We start from the raw sequence: 21,084 nt of genomic DNA on the forward strand, positions 1-21,084 counted from the left end.
CTAATAGGTATCGGAGCTTTGTTACTTATAGACGTTAAGTAAATGCTATTCAGCCAATATCCCTTCTACAGATAGTATCTCACCTGCTTCATCTTCTTCAATGATACGAGTTTCTTTAAGTGCTGACTTTTGCCATGCTTGGACATGGGGATTGTCTAGAAGAGTCTGGCAATATTGTTCAGTAAGCGGTGTTAATATGATTCCTGAAGCCTTGGCATAGGTCTGCAGCCGTAAAACAACAGGAGCAAAAAACGCATCAGCGGCAGTAAAATCACCAAACAAATAGCTATCTGACGATCTGTTGGTCAAACATTCTACAAATATATGCTCAATACGGGCAATATCAGCTAAGCAAGCAGCGCTCGGACGTATTTTAGCAGTCGCTCGAATGTTCATCGGCATCTCACTACGGATACCTATTAGCCCTGAGTGCATCTCAGCAATGATACTTTGGCAATAAGCACTATTTATTCTGTTGCTAGTATTGCTCTCAGTATGAGACTTACTCAATCCTGTCCAAATATCTAAGTCTGTCAGATAATCATTGGCATGAATGGCAATCGCTAAAGTATCCCATATCGTAACTTTTTCATCACCTTGACCATAGATCAAAACCGGCACTTTTCCTGTTGGCGCATGTTCATTGAGAATGGGTGTCGCTGATGAATGAAACAGCTCAATCAGTTGCTCATCAAAGTCAATATTGAATGCCTTGAGTAGTAGCCAAGCTCGCAGTGACCATGATGAATAGTTTTTATTACCGATAATGAGTAGCGGTTTTTTCATAGTCATACTCTATAGTTTTTTAAAAAGTAGCACTTATAGGCTACTTGAATTAAACGATTTTGTTATTTAGGTATTTCATTGTGCAAATGCCCATCCGATATAGACGGGCATAGCTCATAGTCTCATTCAGGCTTACTTATTCAATCAGTTTTTATTCCTAATCAGAAAAATAATTGGCAGCGCAATCACATACATCAGTACGCCATATAAAGCAGCGGGTAGGGCAATGACCGGCAATGTACTCACGCCCATAATAATAGGGGCTAAGGTAATCGCCGTCGTACTGTTTTGAATACTGGTTTCTATAGCGATGGTTTTGGTATCAAACCAGCTTAGCTGTAACGCCTTTGCTGTCAAAATACTGATGATAAATAAGGTGACAATAATCAGCACAAGCTCAAGTCCAATAGAAGCCAATTGCTCCTGTAGTAATTGCCAATTAGTAGCAATAGCAGCAAGGACGATTAAGACAAAAAAGACACTGGCTAAGCCATTTAAGATGCCGCTTCTACGCACCATAAAATCAGTGAATTTATAACGGGCGAGCATACCTATCGTCACTGGCAAGGTGGTCAATAAAAACATTACAACGCCGATTTTTACTGCACTGATAGAGCCTGCTTGGTCTTTCATAAAGTGATTGAAAGCCAAGGTGATTAAGATAGGTAGGGTCACTACTGATAATAGACTGACTACGCCCGTGAGCGCGACCGACAGTGCTACGTTACCCTTGGCATAGTAGGTGAGCATATTACTGGTCACGCCGCCGGGACAAAAGCTAATCAGCATAATACCAAAGGCGATGGCAGGTGGTGGCGACATCAGTAAGACGACTGCTAAAGCCACGAGTGGTACAAAGACAACTTGGTTAATCAACCCTATAAAGAATGCTTTGGGGTGACTTGCGATAACCTTAAAGTCACTGGGCTTAAGCCCTGTTCCTAAGGTAAACATAATATAAGCAAGGGCTAATGGCAGCAGAGCTAATGCGGTATTACTCATGGAACATTCCTTGTAAAGTTAACGGTTATACTTGCATTATATTTATAACGCCCATTCCTTGTGGCGATATATTGCTTTACAGCATCTAAAATATAGTCTTAAATATTATAAAAGCCCATATTTTTATATGGGCTTCTTGGTTTATTGCTTTAAATTATTGATTATGATATCAGTCGTCTAGCAAGTCCATACGCTTAGCCGCTTCATAGATGCCAGTTGAGCGATTGCCCGTACGGCAGAATATCAGCATTGGTTGCTCAGCTTGATTAAAAAAGTCAGCAAACTCTTCAACGTGGTTTTGATTTAGCTCACTACCAGCAAAAGACACTTCTTTATAAGCAAGTCCTGCCTTTTTAGCAGCGGCTTCAATCTCAGCACTGGTTGGCTGGTTCGGCTCTTCACCATCTGGACGATTGTTAATAATGGTTTTAAAACCATTTTCTGCAATCATTGGAATTTGGTCAGGGGTGATTTGTCCGGTGATACTTACTTGATGGCTCATAAGAGCTCCTTTTATTTTTTATATTAAAATTAAATAGATAGTACGAGAATACAAAGCCTAAGCGCAATGGATAATTTTCTAAAGATAAAGTATGTAAGCTTTATTGCCTTTTTATATCAACGCTTATATCAGCCCTTGCATCAATGCGCTTTGGTACAACAGTTTGGCACGTGCGCCCGTACCACAAAACATCAATATGGGTTTTGGCATCGTACGATAAAAAGCAGCAAACTGCTCCACAGTCGCCATACTCAAGCGCTCATCATCAAAGGGTAAATGCTGATAATTCAAATTGGCTTTCGCCGTTGCACTGCTAAAGTCACAGCTATTAGGCTGCGAATCAACCTCAGCGTCAGGACGAATATTGAGCACAGAGCGGTAGCCAAGCTCTGCAATTTTGATACATTGGCTTGGGTAAATTTGTTTATAAATAGTTAAGTCATCGGTCATAAGTAATATCAATAAAGGTTATAAAAAAAGTAGAGGATATAATGAGTTCAAAAAAAGCGCTACAGGCTAGTAGTTTTTTTAGTAATCCTAATAATTTAGCATAACACAGCTTTTATCATATCTATATGTTATAGATAACCATTAATTATTCTTAGCCTAATAAACAGTACAAATGACATTAATGAGTGTCTTTTAAACCATTAACTGCATCCATAGTGCTTAAATAAACGTGTCCTGATAAATCAGTAATCACCGGTGTGTGCTCAATGATGTCCATGACAGGTCCTTTAATAAAGCTAAAGCTCAAATGCTTATTTTGATTTAATAGCTCTTGATTTAAGCTGATAAGCATCTCTTGTCCGGTCAAATCGATATGATTAACGGCGGACATAATAAGAATAATCTCGCTTGCCTCTGGATATTGACGCGTGGCTTGTACCACGTGACGATGCACTGATTCGCTATTACCAAAAAACAAGCTCTCATCAATACGCAGCATCAATAGATTATGAAAGGTCACTACGTCATGACGATTAATATTACGAAAATGACCTGTCCCTGCGAGCTGCCCAACGATAGCGACATGCGGTTTGCTTGACTGCCAAATTAAGCTAGCAAATGACACCATAAGTCCAATCACGAGCCCTGTATTTAACCCAAATATCAATACGCCGACAAACGCGGCGATAAAACTTGCTGCATCTAAGCGGTCGCGGTGCCATGCCGACTTTAGCGTCGCTATGTCAATAAGACCTATGATAGCTGCCATGATGGTTGCGCCCAAAATTGCATAGGGCAGCGGGGCAAGCAGATACCCAAATGCTATCAAGGCAGCTATCATAATTAACACTGTGACCAAGCTCGCTAAAGGCGTTTTGGCACCTGAATCGACATTGATAGCCGTACGCGAAAATCCGCCAGCGATAGGAAAGCTTTGAAAAAAGCTACCGGCAACATTAGCCAGTCCAAGCCCTGTCAGCTCGCGATTGGCATCAAATAGCTCACCGCGCAAACGTGCATAAGTATTAGCAACAGAGCTGCTCGATACAAACGCAATCAGCGCCATCAGTCCTGCAGTCGGTAATAAATTGAGCGCTTCATGAAAGTCTGGCAGATATGGCGCTGTAAAGCTTGGCAGTCCTTGCGGTACATTACCAATCGTTGCCACACCGCTTGTCGTCCAATGTAAAACGATACTGAGAGCGATTGCAGCGGTCAGCAATATAAGAGGGAACAGGCGCTCTGCCCATTTCGCATAAGAGGCGGATAACCAAGACTGCCAAACCCATTTTTTACCATAGCGATTAAGAAGCATGAGTGCAAAGGCGCTGATACCAATTACTAGCGTCAACGGATGCAGCTGATTGGCATACATCTGCATGCTCGATAAATAACCGATTAAGCCATCGCCTGAAATAGGTATGCCAGTTAGATATTTAAGCTGGCTTATAAAGATAAGCACAGCGGCACCACTGATAAATCCAGCAGAGACGCCGCGGCTGATAAACTGCATAATCCAGCCCAATTTCAGCTGTCCTGCCAGCCACAAAATCGCACCCATCATGAGTGCTAGTAGGGCTGCCATCAATATATACTGCTCAGCGCCCTTATCCGCATAAGGATGCAGCGCGCTTGCAGTCATAATGGCGGTCACAGCAGCAGGTCCGACGGCTTGTACATTACTAGAGCCGAGCCACGCATATACCGCCACAGGCACGATAGCCGCGTATAAGCCATAGACTGGAGGCAAGCCTGCCAAGACCGCATAGCCCAAGCTTTGCGGAATAACGAGCACGCCAACGACTATCCCTGCAATGATATCGGTTGGCAAGGCAGACAGCTGGTATTGACGTAACCAAACAGGTATCAGTCGAGTGGCAATAGAGGGCATGGCAGTACGTCCTCACAATAAAAAATGTTCATGAACACCAGAATTTAATCAATGAGATTTAGCCAATCATCTATGCCTCAGCAGGGGCACAAAAACGCTGATATAACAGCTCTAGTACGGCTAATGCATCATCACTAGCGATACTATAGTAAATCTGCTTGCCTTCACGGCGTGTCGTCACTAGCTCATCTTTACGCAAAATACCGAGCTGCTGCGATAAGCTTGGCTGCCCAACGCCAACTAAGCTTTCAAGCTCGCTGACGCAGTATTCTCCTTGAGTTAGCTGACAGAGGAGGAGCAAGCGATCAGGATGCGAGAGTGACTTAAGCAGTTGGCTGGCTTGCATTGATGCTTGCTGCATTTTTTCAGCAAGGTCTTTTGGCGCAAAGCCGTCATTGCTGTCACCATTGGTATCAAATGTGCTCAGTACTGAAGTAGAAGTGATCAGAGCGAGCTCCTTAGATAAGAGATAAGAGATAAAAATATAAATGGAAAAATTATATATAACTGTATAGGGTTAATTATCAATCATATCGCCATTTATAGCAAGTTATCATTATTTACATTATATAAATTGATATAGTATATAATAATTGCTATATTGATACTCATAGCCAATTGATATACTTATTTTAAATACGATAGATATCGTCCTATTATACGTAACAATTCATCGAAAATTAAAACATTCATATAAAAATGGAGAGTAGCCATGCAAGTTCATTCATTCTTACATAGCGATACAGAAACCTATACCCATGTGCTCGCCGACATTGAGCAGCAAGTGTGTGCGATTATTGATCCCGTATTGGATTTTGATGCCAAGTCAGGACGTACGAGTACAACGAGCGTCGATGAAGTGGTTGAATTTGTCAAAGATCATGGTTGGGAGCTCATCTATATTATCGAAACTCACGCCCATGCTGATCATGTATCGGCAGCTATTCATGTCAAAAAGATACTTGGCGGGCAATTAGTAATCGGTCAGCACATTACTGAAGTTCAAAAAATATTTAAGCAGATTTTTAACTTTGATAGTAGTTTTCGTACCGATGCCGGTCAGTTTGATGTTTTGACCGATGATGGCGACACTTTAGCACTAGGCGGCATTACTGTTACTGCTATGTATGTCCCCGGTCATACACGTGCTGACATAGCTTATCTTGCCACTGACGACGAAAAAACAGTGGTGTTTGTCGGTGATACTTTATTTGCCCCTGATTTGGGTACGGCGCGCTGTGACTTCCCAGGTGGGGATGCGAGAACTCTATACCAGTCGATTACAAAATTGCTCGAATTGCCCGAAGATACGATGATGTATCTTTGCCATGACTATCCCAGTAAGGGTCGTAAACATTGTCCAACTACGACGGTCGCTGCGCAAAAATTAGGCAATATTCATGTAAAAGAGGGTATCAACGAAGCAGAGTTTGTAGAGATGCGTGAGCGGCGTGATGCCAATCTTGAGATGCCAAGGCTTATTATTCCAGCAGTACAAGTCAATATCGATGCCGGTCATTTCCCGAAACCTGAAGACAATGGTACACGTTATCTAAAAGTACCTATCAATGTCCTTGGGGAATAAACACCGTATTAGTACAGTGTTATCTAATTCATAGATTTTTATGATGATTTCATATTTATGATAATTTAACGGAGTCTTATTATGAGTGAAAAAAATGCTCATGTAGTATGCCCACATTGCCAAGCAACGAATCGTGTACCAGATTCCAGACTCAGTGCTGCACCAAACTGCGGTAAATGTACCAAGCCTATACTGACTGCAACGCCGCATGAGTTAAATGCCCAAACGGTGAGTAAAGTCATTCAAAAAAATGAAGTGCTGACCATCGTGGACTTCTGGGCCAGTTGGTGTCAACCTTGTCTTATGATGGCACCGGAGTTCAAGATAGCTGCCAGCCAGTTGCCACAAATCGTGTTTGCTAAAATACAAACCGATAAATATGAGCAAGCAGCGGCGCCTTATAATATTCGCAGTTTACCAACGATGGTAGCGTTTAAAAATGGTAAAGAGATAGCACGGCAGTCGGGAGCGCTACCAAGCCATCAAATCGTGCAATGGGTACAAAGCTTAAAGTAGTTGTTATTGCAATAAATGCTGTCTCATAAGTCTGACTTTATTGAACTCAACAAAAAGCCAATACGTGTATCGCGTATTGGCTTTTTTATTATGCTGGATGAATTAGAGCAGTTTTAGCCTACTCACCATAAATCTTGATGCCATTAGCAAAGCTACAGCGTTGAATACGTGCTGACTGGATAATCGCATCACGTTCGCCGTATAGACGCGATAACTTGGCATCACGAGCCTTATTATTGTTGCTTTGACCAACCCCAAAGCTGATATTAGGGGAGATGCCCCAGCGCCCTGCAGATATCCCAACACCCACACCTGTCGATGCTAAGGTTGATTGCTCGTTACGGGCAGCATTCACATAACTATTGACACGGATATACTCTTGATTTAATGCTTGGCAATCATAGCTCTGATAGGTGCTTGGCGGGATGTATTGCGGCGTAATATTACCCGTAGAAGCACAGCCTGAGAGACCAAAAATGCCAGCGGTTGCTAGTAATGCTGTTACAGTGAGAGTTTTCATAGCGGCTCCAGTAAGCTAATATTGCGTTTTTATTTATTTAAGATAGCAAAAATATTCTCATTAAGATATTGAAAATACATAGAATATTTCGTCATTTTCATTGCAGGAGTATTTGTGCTTATCTAAGTGCTTATCAGAATAAGTTACCCGGTTTGGTAAAGGCAAGTATCACAATACCCACATATGCTGCCCCAGCAATGAGAATACCGGTTTTTCTTTGGCTCGGTGTTGCAGTATTATTAAAGGCTTTTATACTGGCGCTGATAGCAGCCACAAGCAAGATGATTTTGGCAAATACCCATTGTACAGGTGCATTGGCGCTCATCAATTGCATCAGCATACCAACGCCCGAAAGAATCATAACAGCGTAGAGGATGTGCGACGATATCTTGACCACGCGTGGTGCTTGCTTATTTGCGCTTAATACCAGATAGCTTTGATATAAAAACAGCACAATCAACAGCACGGCCATGAGCATATGTAAATGTTTCATTAAATATGGTTCCCTTTAAAATTATATTTTTCATCGATAGCATTTGATTGTTTATTGCAAAAAATAAATATCATTTAGCCTTTATTTTGTCCAGCACATAACGGGCTATCAGGGTTTTGACCTTGCCACTCTGTCGGTGTATAGGCATGAATCGCTAAGGCGTGGATTTGACCACCTTTTGAGGTTAATAATGCATCTGCCAAATGATAAACCATTTGGTGACGGGCAACCAAGCGCTTGCCTGTAAACGCTTCGCTGACCATAATAAGTTTAAAATGACTTTCTTTACCGTCAAAGTAACCGGCATGATTCACTGATTCGTTAACGAGTTGCATATGCAGCGGTTGTAATTCTTGCAACTGCTGACTAAGTGCGTCGGCAGTAGGGGTGCTACTGATGGTAGAGGTAATGGTAGTCATAACAATCCTTTATTCTATTAAGCTTCATTGTCGTTAGACAATATATCGTCACCATTATAGCAGACGCTGATATCGAGTCTGCATGGTATTGATGGAATGCATTCTATTAGTAACAGGTATAAAAAAGCAGAGCGCCACATGATGATATGGGCTCTGCTTGTCATGACTTATGAGTGTCTACTTTAAAAATTCTGCCTAAAAAGCACTATTAACGACGTGCTCTTTGATAGAGCGGCATTACTTTTGGCATCAGTGACTGCAACTCAGCGATACGATTGCTACTGGTTGGGTGAGTGCTTAAGAATTGTGGTGGCTCGCCTTGGCTGGCGCGCTGCATTTTTTGCCACAAGGTAATAGCGGCTTGTGGGTTGTAGCCTGCACGTGCCATTAGCTCAAGACCGATTTGATCCGCCTCAGCTTCTTGGGTGCGACTATGCGGACGGCTCAAACCTAGGTCACCAGCGACGTTTGCAAGCTGAGCTTGACCTTGTGATAGACCAAAAATACTGGCTGCGACACCGATACCGGTCTGAGTTGCATATTGACGCGATAGGCGCTCACGTGAATGCTCACGTAAGGCATGAGACATCTCATGACCCATAATAGCAGCGATTTCATCATCACTTAAGTTCAGACGATCGATAATGCCTGTGTAGAACATGATTTTACCACCCGGCAGCACAAAAGCATTCAAGTCATTAGATTTAATCGTATGCACTTCCCATGGCCATTTTGCCGCATCAGGGCGATAGACGCCAACTTGATTGACCAAACGGTTAGAGATATTCTTCAAGCGATTCAGCTGGGCAGTATTGGTATCAAGCAAACGTTTCGATCGTGCTTCTTGTATCGTTTTATTATAACTCTGAGCGGATAGTTGCAATACTTGCTCACTTGATACGAGTAGCAACTGCTGACGATCAACGCCAACGGCACCCGTACTGGTCGTGCTAGTACAACCTGTTAATGCCAGTGCTGACAATGAAGCTGCCATAACTGTCGTGGTAAGTAGTTTTTTCATAGTAAATGTCCTCGCTATAAATAAGAAAATTAAAGTAAATAACAGCAATGTTGATGCAGTAGAGGTAAGGGAAGCTTATTATTGACGTTCTACTACCTTCTCTCAATCTACTAAAACAGTAAAATTCTACCTGAACCGTCCTTGTGCATAAGTATAATTATGTTAACTGTTAAAAACCAATAGAGCAAAAGTAACAATACAAGGTAGGATTGTAAGTGGCATTCATGTATAACTTGCTGATAAATCTGCTTGAATAATTAGCAAATACGTTAAAGAGAACATTTGAGCAATTATTTATAAAAATAATTGGATATGAATGGTTAGAAAAATAAACCATAAAATCAATTGTATATGAGAGTTATCGTGCTAATAAACACTTAAAAGTTGTGATATCTATAAGAAAGTTAAAAAAACCTGTTGACACGCTCAGAATATTTGCTAAAATAGCCAGCCTATCGAGACGTAGCTGTTAGCAATAACGCTATAGATTGATATTAAGCGGGAATAGCTCAGTGGTAGAGCATAACCTTGCCAAGGTTGGGGTCGAGAGTTCGAATCTCTTTTCCCGCTCCAAATATGGCTTGTAAAAGCACAAAAGCCTCACTTCTTATAAGAAGTGAGGCTTTTTTTATGTCTGAAATTTGAGTTAACAATCAGTTAGCAGCATCCACAGCTAATGACAATGCCTACAGTGGCATGATACTCAGTCAAATATAAATCATTACAAAAACTGCGTGAACTTATCACATTAGAACAAACTATCCCACGCATAATTATTTCTAGTCAGCGCTTTGATTACAATCGCGTTGAAATAGTCGTACTGGCAACTGCTTATTCTTAAGATTGATGCAGGTATTAGCCGTACGCTTTCAATAGCTATGCATTTAATAGTGCTGTAAACGAGCTGAGTACATCTATATTGAGGAATCATGATGCAAGAATTTCAACATAAAGCCTTTAACGAACTATTCGATTTGTCAGGTAAAGTTGCCATTATGACGGGCGGCGCAAATGGTATTGGTAAAGCCACGGCGCTACGTTTGGCAGAAGCAGGTGCTAACATTGCCATTGCTGATTTAAAACTTGAAGATGCACAAGCAGCAGTAAAAGATATTGAGGCGCTTGGGGTAAAAGCACTTGCCGTAGAATGTAATATTCTAAAAGACGATGATTTGGTCACTATGGTCGATACAGTAGTCGCTGAGTTTGGGACTGTTAACATCTTAATCAACAATGCGGGCGGCGGTGGTGGCGGTCGTGAAAACCCAACCACAGCATCGGTCAATGACATTCGCCGTGATTTTGAGTTAAACGTTTTTAGTGGCTGGCGCTTAAGTCAACTGTGCGCGCCGCATATGAAAAAATCAGGGTATGGCTCGATTGTATTTACTACCTCGATGTCAAGTGTTAATAAAAGCCCGAACATGAGCGGCTATGCAGGCTCAAAAGCGGCTGTCAATCATATGGTAGCAAACTTGGCGCATGACTTTGGTCCTGAAGTACGTGTCAATGCGGTAGGTCCAGGGGCTACGCGTACCGATGCTTTGAAGACGGTACTAACGCCAGAGATTGAGAAGAAAATGCTAGCAAATACGCCTATTAAGCGTTTGGGTGAGGCAGATGATATCGCTGGTGCTATGTTGTATTTTGCTGCGCCAATATCGACTTGGGTCAGTGGTCAAACCATATTTGTGAATGGTGGCGGTGTACAGACTTTGGATTAATAGACAGTAGTTTTTATGATATAGGTGATCCACTTTTAAAAGAGTACAGAACTACTGGGTTTAATTATTCGCAGCCTCTGTCTGCGTAGGCACAGCAAGCAAGAAAAATTAACCCCAGTAGTGCTTTATAAAATTTGTATTTCTTTTATTTAGGACTGACTATAGGAACGGCACTTAATAAGAGATTGGGTGCCGTTTCTTTATTGTATAGTCGTTTCCATTTAAAAATAATATCGACTCTCAATATCTTATTTAGCTATGATTTACTAGCTCGCTTACGTCCCATTAAGCTATTTGCAACCCATGCCGGACCAATCAACAAGAATTGTAAATCTTCAAAAAAAGAAGGTTTTTTACCTTCAAGCTTATGACCGATAAACTGCCCAATCCATGCTACCACAAAGACAGCCGCCCAAACTTTAAAACCCCAAGGGAATAGAGTCATTACTGAAAGACAAATAAGAATAAAAATACCCATTGCCATAAATAGTGGCGTTGATAAGCGCATATAAAATAACAATACCAAGGCACTCATTATTAAGGTAAACCAAACGGATAGCGACATCCCCATCCCAAGTAGACTGACAAAAATAGCCGGAACACAGAGCCAATGGATTTTTTTATTGATAAGATTTTGATGACTGACTGAATACTCACTGAGCCATTGCTCAAGAGTGCGCTTGGACATTCGTTTTTTCTGAGTGACAGACATACCAACCTCCTTGTTAGTAAATGAATGACTGATTAATAGATAAATAAAGTTACTTACGACTACCAGTTGTAGCACTAATCTGAGTAATTCGCCATTTTATCTGTTAGACCGTAGAGTCAAATACTCTAATCTAAGACCCTTTCATCTACTCAAGCTGAAGTGCCACATTACTTTTCATATAGAATCGGCCTATTGGTTTTTATTTTCTGATATGTGTTGGTGTCTCGACCGATTCTTGCTCGCTGCGATACCATTCATAGAGTCCGACAAACGAGTTTACTTGATACACCATGGTCTGAATGGCAAAGATGTAATTGCCAGACATCAAGTTTACGGTCAACCAAACGAAGTTGGATAAAATCCATAACCACCAGTTAAACGAATAGCGCAGAATCATCGCTGCCTGAGCGGTAATAGACAGTACGAAGGCAATGACGTTAATCCAAAAGAAAGAGATAAGGCCTAAAAATTTACTATTATCATCTTCAACGACCGCATAACCATAGCTTGCTAGTAAATTATTTACCGTTGGGAATAAGGCAAGTCCAATCACCATAAAGCTAATGGTCAGTAGCCAAATCCATTTGCTCGCAGATTTGGGCACCATATCACCATCAGCATCAGTATGCTTTGACCAATAAAAAATACCATAGACGTGGGTAAAGAAATTGAACAAAGGCGCAAGCATCAGACCAACAGCGCCAGAGGTCGCTTGTACGACCACTTCACCGGCTGTCGCGCCCATACCAAAGCCATTGCCTAAAATGTTTTTACGAAAGGATAATGAAACCACGCATACCAGTCCGATAAAAGACACGCCTAAGTAAAACCAATCAAGCGTGGTATGTTCGGTGGTCAGCCAAAACCCTGTAGATAAGGCAAGCACACCGCAAATAAACCAAATGACAATCCATTGTATGGCCCATTTCCCAGTGATATTGTCTAGTAGCTGAATACGCATGGCGTTATATTCCTAAAATAAATAATAGTGTCAGTGATGCTTTTTTAATTTGGGTTATCTTTTACGGCTTTTGACCATAAATATACTGGTCGATAAATAACAATGCTTGCTGATAGCGCGCCTCATAATCTGGTTGATCAATCATATGCGGCTTAATATCATGACGGGCGAAAATATCCAATAGACGCGCCTCAAAACGACCACGTGCCTCAGGTGTACCCAAAGAGCGCATACCATCATCAATCCAAGGCACATTGTTATCGAGCATAATTGTATGGTCTAAGCGAAACTCATCGATACAAGCAGCCACAAAAGGATGGGTGCGACCCTCGTACTCTTCACAAAACGCTTGGGTCGTGACAAAATCGGTATCAATTATCGTCACTGGCACCGTGGCTATACTTGTTGCATCACGAATCGCTTGCGCATGGTGCAAGGCAATCGGTCCATAATCGCTATATTGTAGTCCAATTTCGGTGCCGCCCAAATCTGTACCGACATAAACCCGTCCCATCTCAAGCGCAAAGCTAGCACCATAATAATTGGCAAGCTTATGCACCAAGGTCGTCTTACCTGAGCTTTCGCCGCCGACAATAGCAACCGTCTTAGTATAGTTACTGCGTGCTTGCGGATGTAGCGCTGACCAATATGCGACCGGATTTCGTGCAATGGCATAAGAGTCAAAGTCAGGCTGTAACGGTGTTGTGACCACCTGTATGATTAGCTGCTTACAAATATCAGACTGTGCTAAAGGGTGGTTCTCTGCGACAAATACTACGGTTTCAGCAGGCAAGTTTAACGCATCTATCAAATGTTGCAGCTTAGCGTTACTGGCAGTGATATCAATCGTCACATCTGCAAAGCTTTCATGTACTGGTAGCTCAATCTCATCAGTGGTATGAATATGAATAAAAGGTAAATCAGCACAAGCCATTTGTAACCAACGCGCTTTATCTTGCAACGTGATTTTAAAATCTGGATGCGGCGACGGGTGCGTCATAATGACAAGATGTAAGTTTTTTGCTTGTCCTGCTGCATCCAATATACTGCGCATTTGCCCCAAATGTAGCGGCTCAAAATGTCCAATCATCAATCCTGACTCGTACATAGCTGTCCTTATTCACACTTACTGAGTGCAATTTATTTTTAGTTGTCTAAAGTTTTTAGTATTTATAAGCATGGTATAAAGGTTCGTGAAGACTTACCCGTAGATTATTGTAAATAGTCCCTATTTTATGGTGTATTTATCAATAAAATAATGATTTATCTGCTTATTATGTTTTCGTTTTACTAGATTATGATTCCAATAAATAAGCGATTATTTTTAAGATAGAATAATAAGGTCTAAGCATTTGGTTTCATTAAAGAATATAGCATATGTAACAAAAGGTGTAATATGCGAGAAACAAAGCTACCTCTGAAACAATTTGAAATAACTATTTAAAATCAGAGGTTTACGAGTGTTAATGAGAGGTTAGAGTAAGCTTAAGTAGCATAAATTCACAAAGCACGTCTACACAGCCAACAGATAGAAGAGAAATAATTGCTATAATTATTCATAAGTTTAAAGACAAACGTAAAACGTCTTTACTGTCTTTAAAATAAAATCATAAAGCAGTTTATAAGAGTAATATTAAAATAAATAATAAAAAGAGGTATTTGATTTGGCTAAGCTAGCAAAATTACATCGTTCACAGAATAATCGCATGATAGCGGGCGTGATGGGTGGCATTGCAGAATATGTCGGTTGGTCACCAACCTGGGTGAGATTACTGTTTTTTATTGTCTCAACTTTGAGTGCCGCAGTACCTGGTATTTTGATTTATATCATATTATGGATCATCATGCCGAAGGCAAATGGTCAGTCTTATCAGTAAAGTATTGATTTATAAGAGCAGTGATAAAGTAAAATAGTTCAATAAGAAATTGCAATACCCCAAAAAACAAAAAGCCTGAACAATCAGGATGCCCAAGACATACCTTTCCTCCTGCCCAAATGCTCACGCATTTGGGTATTTTTTTATCCATACCATTGATTGCTTTTAAAATTAGAATTCACTCATAAATCTACTTATTGATGATCCATACACTAAATATTTCGGCATAGGGTGTAAATTTAGTTCAGGTAAATATAGATAAAATAGTCAATTTTTAGTAAGGTGAGCAGTCAAATAGACTCGTTGCTATATAGGCGATACGAGCGCTATCAATATTTTATTTCATAATACTAATTCCACAGTGGCTTTATTACGATGCCCCAAACTATGACAATCCAAACTATGACATCACAAGCGACAACCTCGATGACACAAGAAAAAGACTCTCAACCGATGACATTTCAAGATTTAATCATGACCTTGCAGAATTATTGGGCGGATAAGGGCTGCGTGATCTTACAGCCTTATGATATGGAAGTCGGCGCAGGTACATTTCATACCGCAACATTTTTGCGCTCATTAGGTCCTGAGCGCTGGAACGCGGCCTATGTGCAGCCATCACGTCGTCCAACCGATGGTCGCTACGGTGATAACCCAAATCGTTTACAACATTATTATCAGTTTCAAGTGGTGCTTAAGCCCAATCCGCCTAATATCCAAGAGCTGTATTTAGGTTCACTTGAGGCAATTGGTATTGATCCATTGGTGCATGATGTGCGTTTTGTGGAAGACAACTGGGAATCGCCAACGCTAGGTGCATGGGGACTTGGTTGGGAGATTTGGCTAAACGGTATGGAAGTCACACAGTTTACGTACTTCCAGCAAGTGGGCGGTATTGAATGTTTCCCTGTGACTGGCGAGATTACCTATGGTCTTGAGCGCTTGGCAATGTATGTGCAAGGCGTCGATAGCGTATATGATTTGGTTTGGGCAGATGGTGAGTTTGGTCGTGTCACTTATGGTGATGTTTTCCATCAAAACGAAGTTGAGCAGTCTACCTATAACTTTGAACATGCCGATGTGCCAATGATGGGTCAGATGTTCGACTTTTATGAGCAGCAAGCAGATAAGCTTGTGGCTGAAGGTTTGCCACTACCAGCCTATGAGATGGTACTAAAAGCCTCACATGCCTTTAACTTGCTCGATGCTCGTGGGGCGATTTCAGTGACCGAACGTCAGCGCTTTATCCTACGAGTACGTACGCTAGCACGGAAAGTGGCCTTTGGTTATGTTGAAGCACGCGCTAATCTGGGCTTCCCGTTGGCGGATGAGGCGCATCGTCAAGCGGCGCTCGATAAGTATTTGCCAAAAGAAGACACTGACATGGCAATTGAAGAATTAAATATAAACCAATCAACTAACAATAATAAATAGGAGCATCCCATGAGTACTATTCTATTTGAACTGGGGTGTGAAGAGCTGCCTCCAAAAAGTCTAAAACCTTTACGTGATGCGCTACAAGCGAGTGTCACTGAGCAGCTGACTGAAGCTGATATCAGCTTCGATAGTATCAAAGCCTTTGCGGCACCGCGTCGTTTAGCAATACAGATTCAAGGCATTAGTGATAAACAGCCGGATCGTACTGAGGAAAAACGTGGACCTGCGATTAAAGCTGCCTTTGATGCTGATGGTAATCCTACCCGTGCGGCGATGGGCTTTGCAAAAGGTTTGGGTATTGAAGCCAGCGAGTTGACCACTATTAGTACCGATAAAGGTGATTACGTCGGTTATGTACAAACGATTCAGGGTCAAGCAACCACTGAGCTGCTACCTGCTATTTTTCAAACTGCACTTGATAATTTGCCGATTGCTAAACGTATGCGTTCAGGCGCGAGCCGCAATGAGTTCGTGCGTCCAGTACAATGGGCAGTATTGATGCAAGATAGTACTGTCATTGATGCCACTATCCAAGGTCATCAGACAGGGACACAAACGCGTGGTCATCGCTTCCACAGCCCTGAATACCATAACATTGGTCATGCCAATGACTATGAAGAATTACTAGGTGGTTTAAAAGTAGTTGCTGATTTTGATAAGCGTCAAATGCTGATCAAAAATCAAGTCAAAGCATTGGCAGATGAAGTCAACTCTGATGCCATTGTGCCGCAAGCGTTGCTAGACGAAGTCACCGCATTGGTTGATTTCCCTATTGCCCTGCGTGCAAGCTTTGAAGCGCGTTTTTTACAAGTGCCGCAAGAAGCGCTTATTTCTACTATGCAAGCGGATCAGAAGTATTTTTGCTTAACCGATAAAGCAGGAAAATTGCAGCCATACTTTATCTTTATTACCAATATTGAGTCAAAAGATCCGAACCAAATCATTGAAGGTAATGAGAAAGTCGTGCGTCCACGTTTGGCTGATGCAGAGTTTTTCTTCTTACAAGATCAAAAGCAGCCATTATTTGCGCTGACAGAAAGCCTAAAAACTCGCGTCTTCCAAGACAAGCTGGGTACGATTTGGGAAAAATCTGAACGCATTGCCAAGCTTGCTGCATTTATCGCTGCCTTAATGCAACAACAAGGTCAGCAGATTAGTATCGATGAAACGGTACGTGCGGGTATTTTGTCCAAAGCAGACTTGGCAAGTTCACTGGTCGGTGAATATCCTGAATTACAAGGTATCGCTGGTACTTACTATGCACGTTTGAATGATGAGCCAGAAGCCGTAGCGGCCAGTTTAGAAGAACAGTATCTTCCGAAATTCAGTGGTGACGTTTTACCACAGACGCCGATTGGTATCTGCTTAGCGTTAGCAGATCGTTTAGATACGCTCGTCGGTATTTTTGCGATTGACCAAGCACCGACAGGATCAAAAGATCCGTTTAGCTTACGTCGCTCAGCGATTGGGATTCTGCGTATTTTGATTGAGAAGCAGCTACCGATTAACTTGGTAGCGCTGGTTGAGCAAGCCATCAAAGGCTATAGCACGAGCGATGGTAGCAAGATTGCCAAAATGGGTGATACTTTTACCCAAGTCATGGCATTTTTGAACTCGCGCTATCGTGCGATGTATACAGAGCAGGGCGTTAGCGTCGATACGATTCAGGCAGTGCAAGCGATTAATCCACATATGCCGCTTGATTTTGATCAACGTATTCGTGCCGTTCAAACGTTTAGCGACTTACCTCAAGCGTCGATGCTTGCTGATTCAAACAAGCGTGTTGCCAATATATTAGCCAAGTCAGAAGTGAGCGTTGCTGACACTGTTGATGAAGCTCTACTATCTGAACCTGCTGAGCAAAATTTATATGCGAGTGTGAAGCAAGCACAGACAGTGGTACAACCATTACTTGAGCAAGCTGACTATACGCAAGTATTGCAAACGCTTGCTAGCTTAGATGAGCCATTGACGCAATTCTTCGATAATGTGATGGTCAACAGTGAAGATACGGCACTTAAAGCCAACCGCTTAGCATTGCTTAAGCAAGTACGCGCATTGTTTTTAACTGTGGCTGATATCAGTGAGCTACAGTTATAGTTTGGTCCCTGATAGCTTAGTCACTATAACGGCTAAATAATGTATTCTATAAAATAAAAACTGGCTCACTGTAGCCAGTTTTTTATATGATTATTCTGAAGCGTTGCGTTTATAATGTATTCAGCCATATTTGAAGGAGCGCTGCCGTGTTAGCTGTTATTATTATCATCATCATTATCTGGGTTTCGATGTGGGGATTTTATAAGTTCATGTACCCGCGTGCGCCCAAAAGCATGATGCCCAAAAAAGGCGATGTTATTACACCGCGTCAGTGTGACTTTTGTGGCAATAGCTTGGCTGAATATCGTGGCGTGCTTGAAAGCAATATTAACGCTAAAACGATTGATATCAGCGCTGATGCTGATGCCAACATGGGATCAGAGATTATGGATAAATCAGCATCTGGTGAGCTGTTCTTTTGCAATTATGAGCACCAAGCAGATTTTCATGCAGGTAAGGTTTACCAGCCATAAGTCTAAAAACAGCATTATCTATTGATTATAAAAAACGCTTAGTTTCATAAACTAAGCGTTTGATAGATTTATAAGTATCAAGAACTGCATTAACTTATAAAATAGAATGAGCATCTTGAATAACTTTGTTTAGCAAAGCCATAGACTGCTTATCCTGTTGCCCGCGATCTTCTTCACCTCTTTCATGAGTTTGGATTTTTTCATATAAATTTAGGCAGCATAATACCAGTAAGCTTTCTTGGCTAAGACTTGGTGCGTCTCTTTTTAAATTTAAAGCAAAGTCGTTGATATAAGATACCGCTGAACGCAATTCTTCTTGTTCATGTACTGGGCAGTAGATAGGATAAGTAATGCCAGCAATCGCAATATCGACTTTCTTGATTTGCGGCTCAGGTGCGCTATTTACTTTAGCAGTGGGGCTGCTTTGCGTATTTGCATTAGTTGATACAGTACTTTGTGCTTGAGGCTCAGTTTTTTGTGCCTGACTATTTTTTACTTGGTTCGTTTCTAATTGAGCATTCTTTACTGGGCTGTTTTTCTGTTTTTCAGTGATTTTGTTATGGTTGTCGGTCATGATAAATCCTACAATGTCTGGTCAATAAAGTGGAAGAGGGATGCTGTCATCGTGAGCGTTTGTGAGCTTCATTAACGAAAATAGTGCTAACTTTTGACTATAAGACACTACTGGCTTTCTGTTTGATCAATACGGGTTAAGCGTTGTAATACCACTTGTGTACGCTCCGCTGCCAATTCATTCTTCTTTTTTAAGTCACTGTTTTGCTGCTTGATATCGCTATACTGCTGCTTTAATTCATTATTATGCTGTTTTAGGTCATGGTTTTGTTGTGCTAGCAGCTCAATCTGCTTATGAAGTTTATCTTGCTCTTCACCGATCATATGGTGCGCTTCAGCCAAGCTTTGGTAGCGTTTATCAAGATCATTAAATTGTTTTTTGGCACCATCGCGTTCTGTATAGCTGCTATCTAACTTGGTTTTTAGGGCGCTAAGCTCTTTTGGGTCGGTTAATGGTTGTTGCTTGAGACTGCTAAGTTCAGCACTGACAAGCTGATACTGTTTTTTGATGTCGAGTATCATTTTTTCTAATATTCTAAGTTGGTCATACATAGTCAGTTTTTATCCTTAACAAATAAGCGTAAATGAATGTTGTTGTCTGCGTTTAATAATGCCATAGGTGACCGCATAATATCTATACCAACAAAGTAATTACCAGCATTGGGCTTGATCTCTTTATTTTTTATGAATCACTGCCTCATCGATAACATTGTACTGATTTTATTTTACAAGCAATCATTAACCATCAATTATTAGGACATCTATTATGAATGACAATATCTCTGGCTGGAATACGTGGCTAAAGGCTTTTGACGACTGGACTGATGTGTCTATCAGTGAGGTACATGGTCTAATGACGGGGCTGATGACTGCTTGTGACGCGCCTGATGAACAGGTATGGGCCAAGGTATTTGAAGAACTGAGTTTTGCAACATTACCTGACGAAGCGTTAACCTTGTTAACTGAAGAAGCCGAAGACACCGTATTTCAGCTAAAAGACAAGGACGATGCTTATTCCTATACGCCGCTTGTGCCAGATGATGAACATGACCTATACGAGCGCGTAATGGCATTGAAACAGTGGGCAAATGGTTTTATGACCGGCTTTGGTATCACTGATTGTCGTCTGAGCAGTGAAGAAAACGAGATGCTTACTGATTTGGCAAAAATTGGTGGCATTCGTTTAGAAGATGATGAAGATTTTGAAGGCGGCGAAGAGTCTTATTTGTACATTTATGAATTTGCCCGTATGGTACCAGTGAGCTTTGCTACTCGTCAGCGTAAGCCTGTGAAAGACATTGCGCTCATTGCTGGTCTTGCTATCGATGCCAAAACCACTAAAGAGTTACAATCAGAAGGTAAGGCTTCTAATACTAAGCCAAAACCGATGCCACCTGTCATTGATGTGATGAATCAGAATCATCCATCGTAAGTCAGATCCGTCATAAAGGGTTTGGTAAGATATGGAGTAATATAAAGCCTAATAAAGGACTGTAATTTGCTATAACGTAATAAAAGGGAGACTGAGATGATAACTGACAATGATGATAAAGCCGATGATATGATTCATTTGCGCCGCTCTATTGAGCTTGCTACCGAAGCTTTAGAGGCAGGTGATGAGCCATTTGGGAGTGTGTTGGTCGCTGGTGATGGTCAAGTGTTGCACGAAGACCGTAATCGCGCCAATAGCGTCGATGCTACTTATCACCCTGAGATTGCTGTTGCCCAATGGGCAGCAAAGCATATGACGGCTGAAGCGCGTGCGCAAGCAGTGGTTTATACTTCCGGTGAGCATTGTGCTATGTGCTCCGCTGCTCATGCGTGGTCAGGGCTTGGTCGCATTGTTTATGTTAGCTCCTCAAAACAGTTGGATGAATGGATGCAGGAGATGGGTGTAAAATCTTCATCACCAATCAATTCATTAAGTATTCAAGAGGTAGCACCAAATGTGCCAGTTGAAGGTCCGATTGCTGGATTAGATGCAGAAGTAAAAATGCTGCAACAACGTGCATTTCAAAGACGCTAAGCTCTTTTTATCTTTA

The 21,084-nt window shown here is 41.5% G+C and carries 24 protein-coding genes and 1 tRNA gene; 10 read left to right on the top strand and 15 right to left on the bottom strand.

All coding sequences use genetic code 11. The features are described 5' to 3' along the window. Window positions 1–45: 45 nt before the first annotated feature. The 6 genes from OEG80_RS02200 to OEG80_RS02225 form a co-directional block, all read right to left on the bottom strand. On the bottom strand, window positions 46–786 hold the full coding sequence (locus OEG80_RS02200) for a glutathione S-transferase family protein (protein WP_263241529.1): 741 nt from the start codon (window positions 784–786) through the stop codon (window positions 46–48). 144 nt (window positions 787–930) lie between these two features. Next, window positions 931–1,788: a bile acid:sodium symporter family protein gene (locus tag OEG80_RS02205; protein WP_011514389.1), complete on the bottom strand. Its 858-nt coding sequence runs from the start codon at window positions 1,786–1,788 to the stop codon at window positions 931–933. A 169-nt stretch (window positions 1,789–1,957) separates the two neighbouring features. Further along, window positions 1,958–2,290 carry a TIGR01244 family sulfur transferase gene (locus OEG80_RS02210; RefSeq protein ID WP_020444228.1) on the bottom strand — a complete coding sequence of 111 codons (333 nt, stop codon included), beginning with the start codon at window positions 2,288–2,290 and terminating at the stop codon, window positions 1,958–1,960. Window positions 2,291–2,413: 123 nt separating this feature from the next. Continuing rightward, on the bottom strand, window positions 2,414–2,740 hold the full coding sequence (locus OEG80_RS02215; RefSeq protein ID WP_011514387.1) for a beta-lactamase hydrolase domain-containing protein: 327 nt from the start codon (window positions 2,738–2,740) through the stop codon (window positions 2,414–2,416). Window positions 2,741–2,918: 178 nt separating this feature from the next. Then, window positions 2,919–4,631, bottom strand: a complete 1,713-nt coding sequence (locus tag OEG80_RS02220) for a SulP family inorganic anion transporter (RefSeq protein WP_263241533.1) — start codon at window positions 4,629–4,631, stop codon at window positions 2,919–2,921. A gap of 70 nt (window positions 4,632–4,701) precedes the next feature. Next, window positions 4,702–4,992, bottom strand: coding sequence for an ArsR/SmtB family transcription factor (locus OEG80_RS02225; RefSeq protein ID WP_041772646.1), 291 nt, complete (start codon window positions 4,990–4,992; stop codon window positions 4,702–4,704). 351 nt (window positions 4,993–5,343) lie between these two features. Between OEG80_RS02225 and OEG80_RS02230 the strand changes: the two genes are divergently transcribed. Together OEG80_RS02230 and trxA are read left to right on the top strand one after the other, a co-directional pair. Next, window positions 5,344–6,216, top strand: coding sequence for an MBL fold metallo-hydrolase (locus OEG80_RS02230; protein WP_263241535.1), 873 nt, complete (start codon window positions 5,344–5,346; stop codon window positions 6,214–6,216). A gap of 81 nt (window positions 6,217–6,297) precedes the next feature. Beyond that, window positions 6,298–6,732 carry a thioredoxin gene (gene trxA, locus OEG80_RS02235; RefSeq protein ID WP_263241537.1) on the top strand — a complete coding sequence of 145 codons (435 nt, stop codon included), beginning with the start codon at window positions 6,298–6,300 and terminating at the stop codon, window positions 6,730–6,732. 118 nt (window positions 6,733–6,850) lie between these two features. Here the strand turns inward: trxA and OEG80_RS02240 are convergent, their stop codons facing one another. From OEG80_RS02240 to OEG80_RS02255, 4 genes are all read right to left on the bottom strand, one after another. Continuing rightward, window positions 6,851–7,252 carry a hypothetical protein gene (locus OEG80_RS02240; RefSeq protein ID WP_011514382.1) on the bottom strand — a complete coding sequence of 134 codons (402 nt, stop codon included), beginning with the start codon at window positions 7,250–7,252 and terminating at the stop codon, window positions 6,851–6,853. Window positions 7,253–7,385: 133 nt separating this feature from the next. Further along, complete coding sequence (locus OEG80_RS02245) at window positions 7,386–7,745, bottom strand: SirB2 family protein (protein WP_011514381.1); 360 nt, start codon at window positions 7,743–7,745, stop codon at window positions 7,386–7,388. Window positions 7,746–7,819: 74 nt separating this feature from the next. Continuing rightward, entirely contained in the window at window positions 7,820–8,164 is a 345-nt protein-coding gene (locus tag OEG80_RS02250; protein WP_263241541.1) for a BolA family protein, read from the bottom strand. A gap of 208 nt (window positions 8,165–8,372) precedes the next feature. Continuing rightward, the gene (locus OEG80_RS02255; protein ID WP_011514379.1) at window positions 8,373–9,185 is read right to left on the bottom strand and encodes a M48 family metallopeptidase; all 813 of its coding nucleotides are present in this window, start codon (window positions 9,183–9,185) and stop codon (window positions 8,373–8,375) included. 498 nt (window positions 9,186–9,683) lie between these two features. Here OEG80_RS02255 and OEG80_RS02260 point away from each other — a divergent pair. Both OEG80_RS02260 and OEG80_RS02265 read left to right on the top strand, forming a co-directional pair. After that, window positions 9,684–9,758 (top strand) — tRNA-Gly (locus OEG80_RS02260). 359 nt (window positions 9,759–10,117) lie between these two features. Then, on the top strand, window positions 10,118–10,909 hold the full coding sequence (locus tag OEG80_RS02265) for an SDR family oxidoreductase (RefSeq protein ID WP_263242452.1): 792 nt from the start codon (window positions 10,118–10,120) through the stop codon (window positions 10,907–10,909). Between the two features lie 256 nt (window positions 10,910–11,165). Here OEG80_RS02265 and OEG80_RS02270 read toward each other — a convergent pair whose 3' ends face one another. The 3 genes from OEG80_RS02270 to nadR form a co-directional block, all read right to left on the bottom strand. Beyond that, entirely contained in the window at window positions 11,166–11,621 is a 456-nt protein-coding gene (locus OEG80_RS02270; protein WP_263241542.1) for an Mpo1 family 2-hydroxy fatty acid dioxygenase, read from the bottom strand. Window positions 11,622–11,820: 199 nt separating this feature from the next. After that, window positions 11,821–12,582, bottom strand: coding sequence for a nicotinamide riboside transporter PnuC (gene pnuC, locus OEG80_RS02275; protein ID WP_263241543.1), 762 nt, complete (start codon window positions 12,580–12,582; stop codon window positions 11,821–11,823). Window positions 12,583–12,643: 61 nt separating this feature from the next. Further along, window positions 12,644–13,690, bottom strand: coding sequence for a multifunctional transcriptional regulator/nicotinamide-nucleotide adenylyltransferase/ribosylnicotinamide kinase NadR (nadR, locus tag OEG80_RS02280; protein WP_263241544.1), 1,047 nt, complete (start codon window positions 13,688–13,690; stop codon window positions 12,644–12,646). A gap of 556 nt (window positions 13,691–14,246) precedes the next feature. Between nadR and OEG80_RS02285 the strand changes: the two genes are divergently transcribed. The 4 genes from OEG80_RS02285 (at window position 14,247) to OEG80_RS02300 (ending at window position 18,469) form a co-directional block, all read left to right on the top strand. Further along, the gene (locus OEG80_RS02285) at window positions 14,247–14,459 is read left to right on the top strand and encodes a PspC domain-containing protein (protein WP_133104735.1); all 213 of its coding nucleotides are present in this window, start codon (window positions 14,247–14,249) and stop codon (window positions 14,457–14,459) included. Between the two features lie 453 nt (window positions 14,460–14,912). Then, the gene (gene glyQ / locus OEG80_RS02290; RefSeq protein WP_263242453.1) at window positions 14,913–15,893 is read left to right on the top strand and encodes a glycine--tRNA ligase subunit alpha; all 981 of its coding nucleotides are present in this window, start codon (window positions 14,913–14,915) and stop codon (window positions 15,891–15,893) included. A 9-nt stretch (window positions 15,894–15,902) separates the two neighbouring features. After that, window positions 15,903–17,996, top strand: coding sequence for a glycine--tRNA ligase subunit beta (glyS, locus tag OEG80_RS02295; protein WP_263241546.1), 2,094 nt, complete (start codon window positions 15,903–15,905; stop codon window positions 17,994–17,996). A gap of 146 nt (window positions 17,997–18,142) precedes the next feature. Next, window positions 18,143–18,469, top strand: a complete 327-nt coding sequence (locus OEG80_RS02300; protein ID WP_410477375.1) for a hypothetical protein — start codon at window positions 18,143–18,145, stop codon at window positions 18,467–18,469. A gap of 94 nt (window positions 18,470–18,563) precedes the next feature. On the opposite strand, the gene OEG80_RS02305 is transcribed toward OEG80_RS02300, so the two are convergent. Together OEG80_RS02305 and OEG80_RS02310 are read right to left on the bottom strand one after the other, a co-directional pair. Next, entirely contained in the window at window positions 18,564–19,043 is a 480-nt protein-coding gene (locus tag OEG80_RS02305; RefSeq protein ID WP_263241547.1) for a cell division protein ZapA, read from the bottom strand. Between the two features lie 107 nt (window positions 19,044–19,150). Beyond that, entirely contained in the window at window positions 19,151–19,594 is a 444-nt protein-coding gene (locus tag OEG80_RS02310; RefSeq protein ID WP_011514369.1) for a hypothetical protein, read from the bottom strand. Window positions 19,595–19,808: 214 nt separating this feature from the next. Here OEG80_RS02310 and OEG80_RS02315 point away from each other — a divergent pair, with 214 nt between their 5' ends. After that, window positions 19,809–20,474, top strand: coding sequence for a UPF0149 family protein (locus OEG80_RS02315; RefSeq protein ID WP_263241549.1), 666 nt, complete (start codon window positions 19,809–19,811; stop codon window positions 20,472–20,474). Window positions 20,475–20,570: 96 nt separating this feature from the next. Then, window positions 20,571–21,068 carry a nucleoside deaminase gene (locus tag OEG80_RS02320; protein ID WP_263241550.1) on the top strand — a complete coding sequence of 166 codons (498 nt, stop codon included), beginning with the start codon at window positions 20,571–20,573 and terminating at the stop codon, window positions 21,066–21,068. Window positions 21,069–21,084 lie beyond the last annotated feature (16 nt).

Origin of the sequence: Psychrobacter sp. SC65A.3, assembly GCF_025642195.1 — a bacterium.
Classification (GTDB): domain Bacteria; phylum Pseudomonadota; class Gammaproteobacteria; order Pseudomonadales; family Moraxellaceae; genus Psychrobacter; species Psychrobacter cryohalolentis.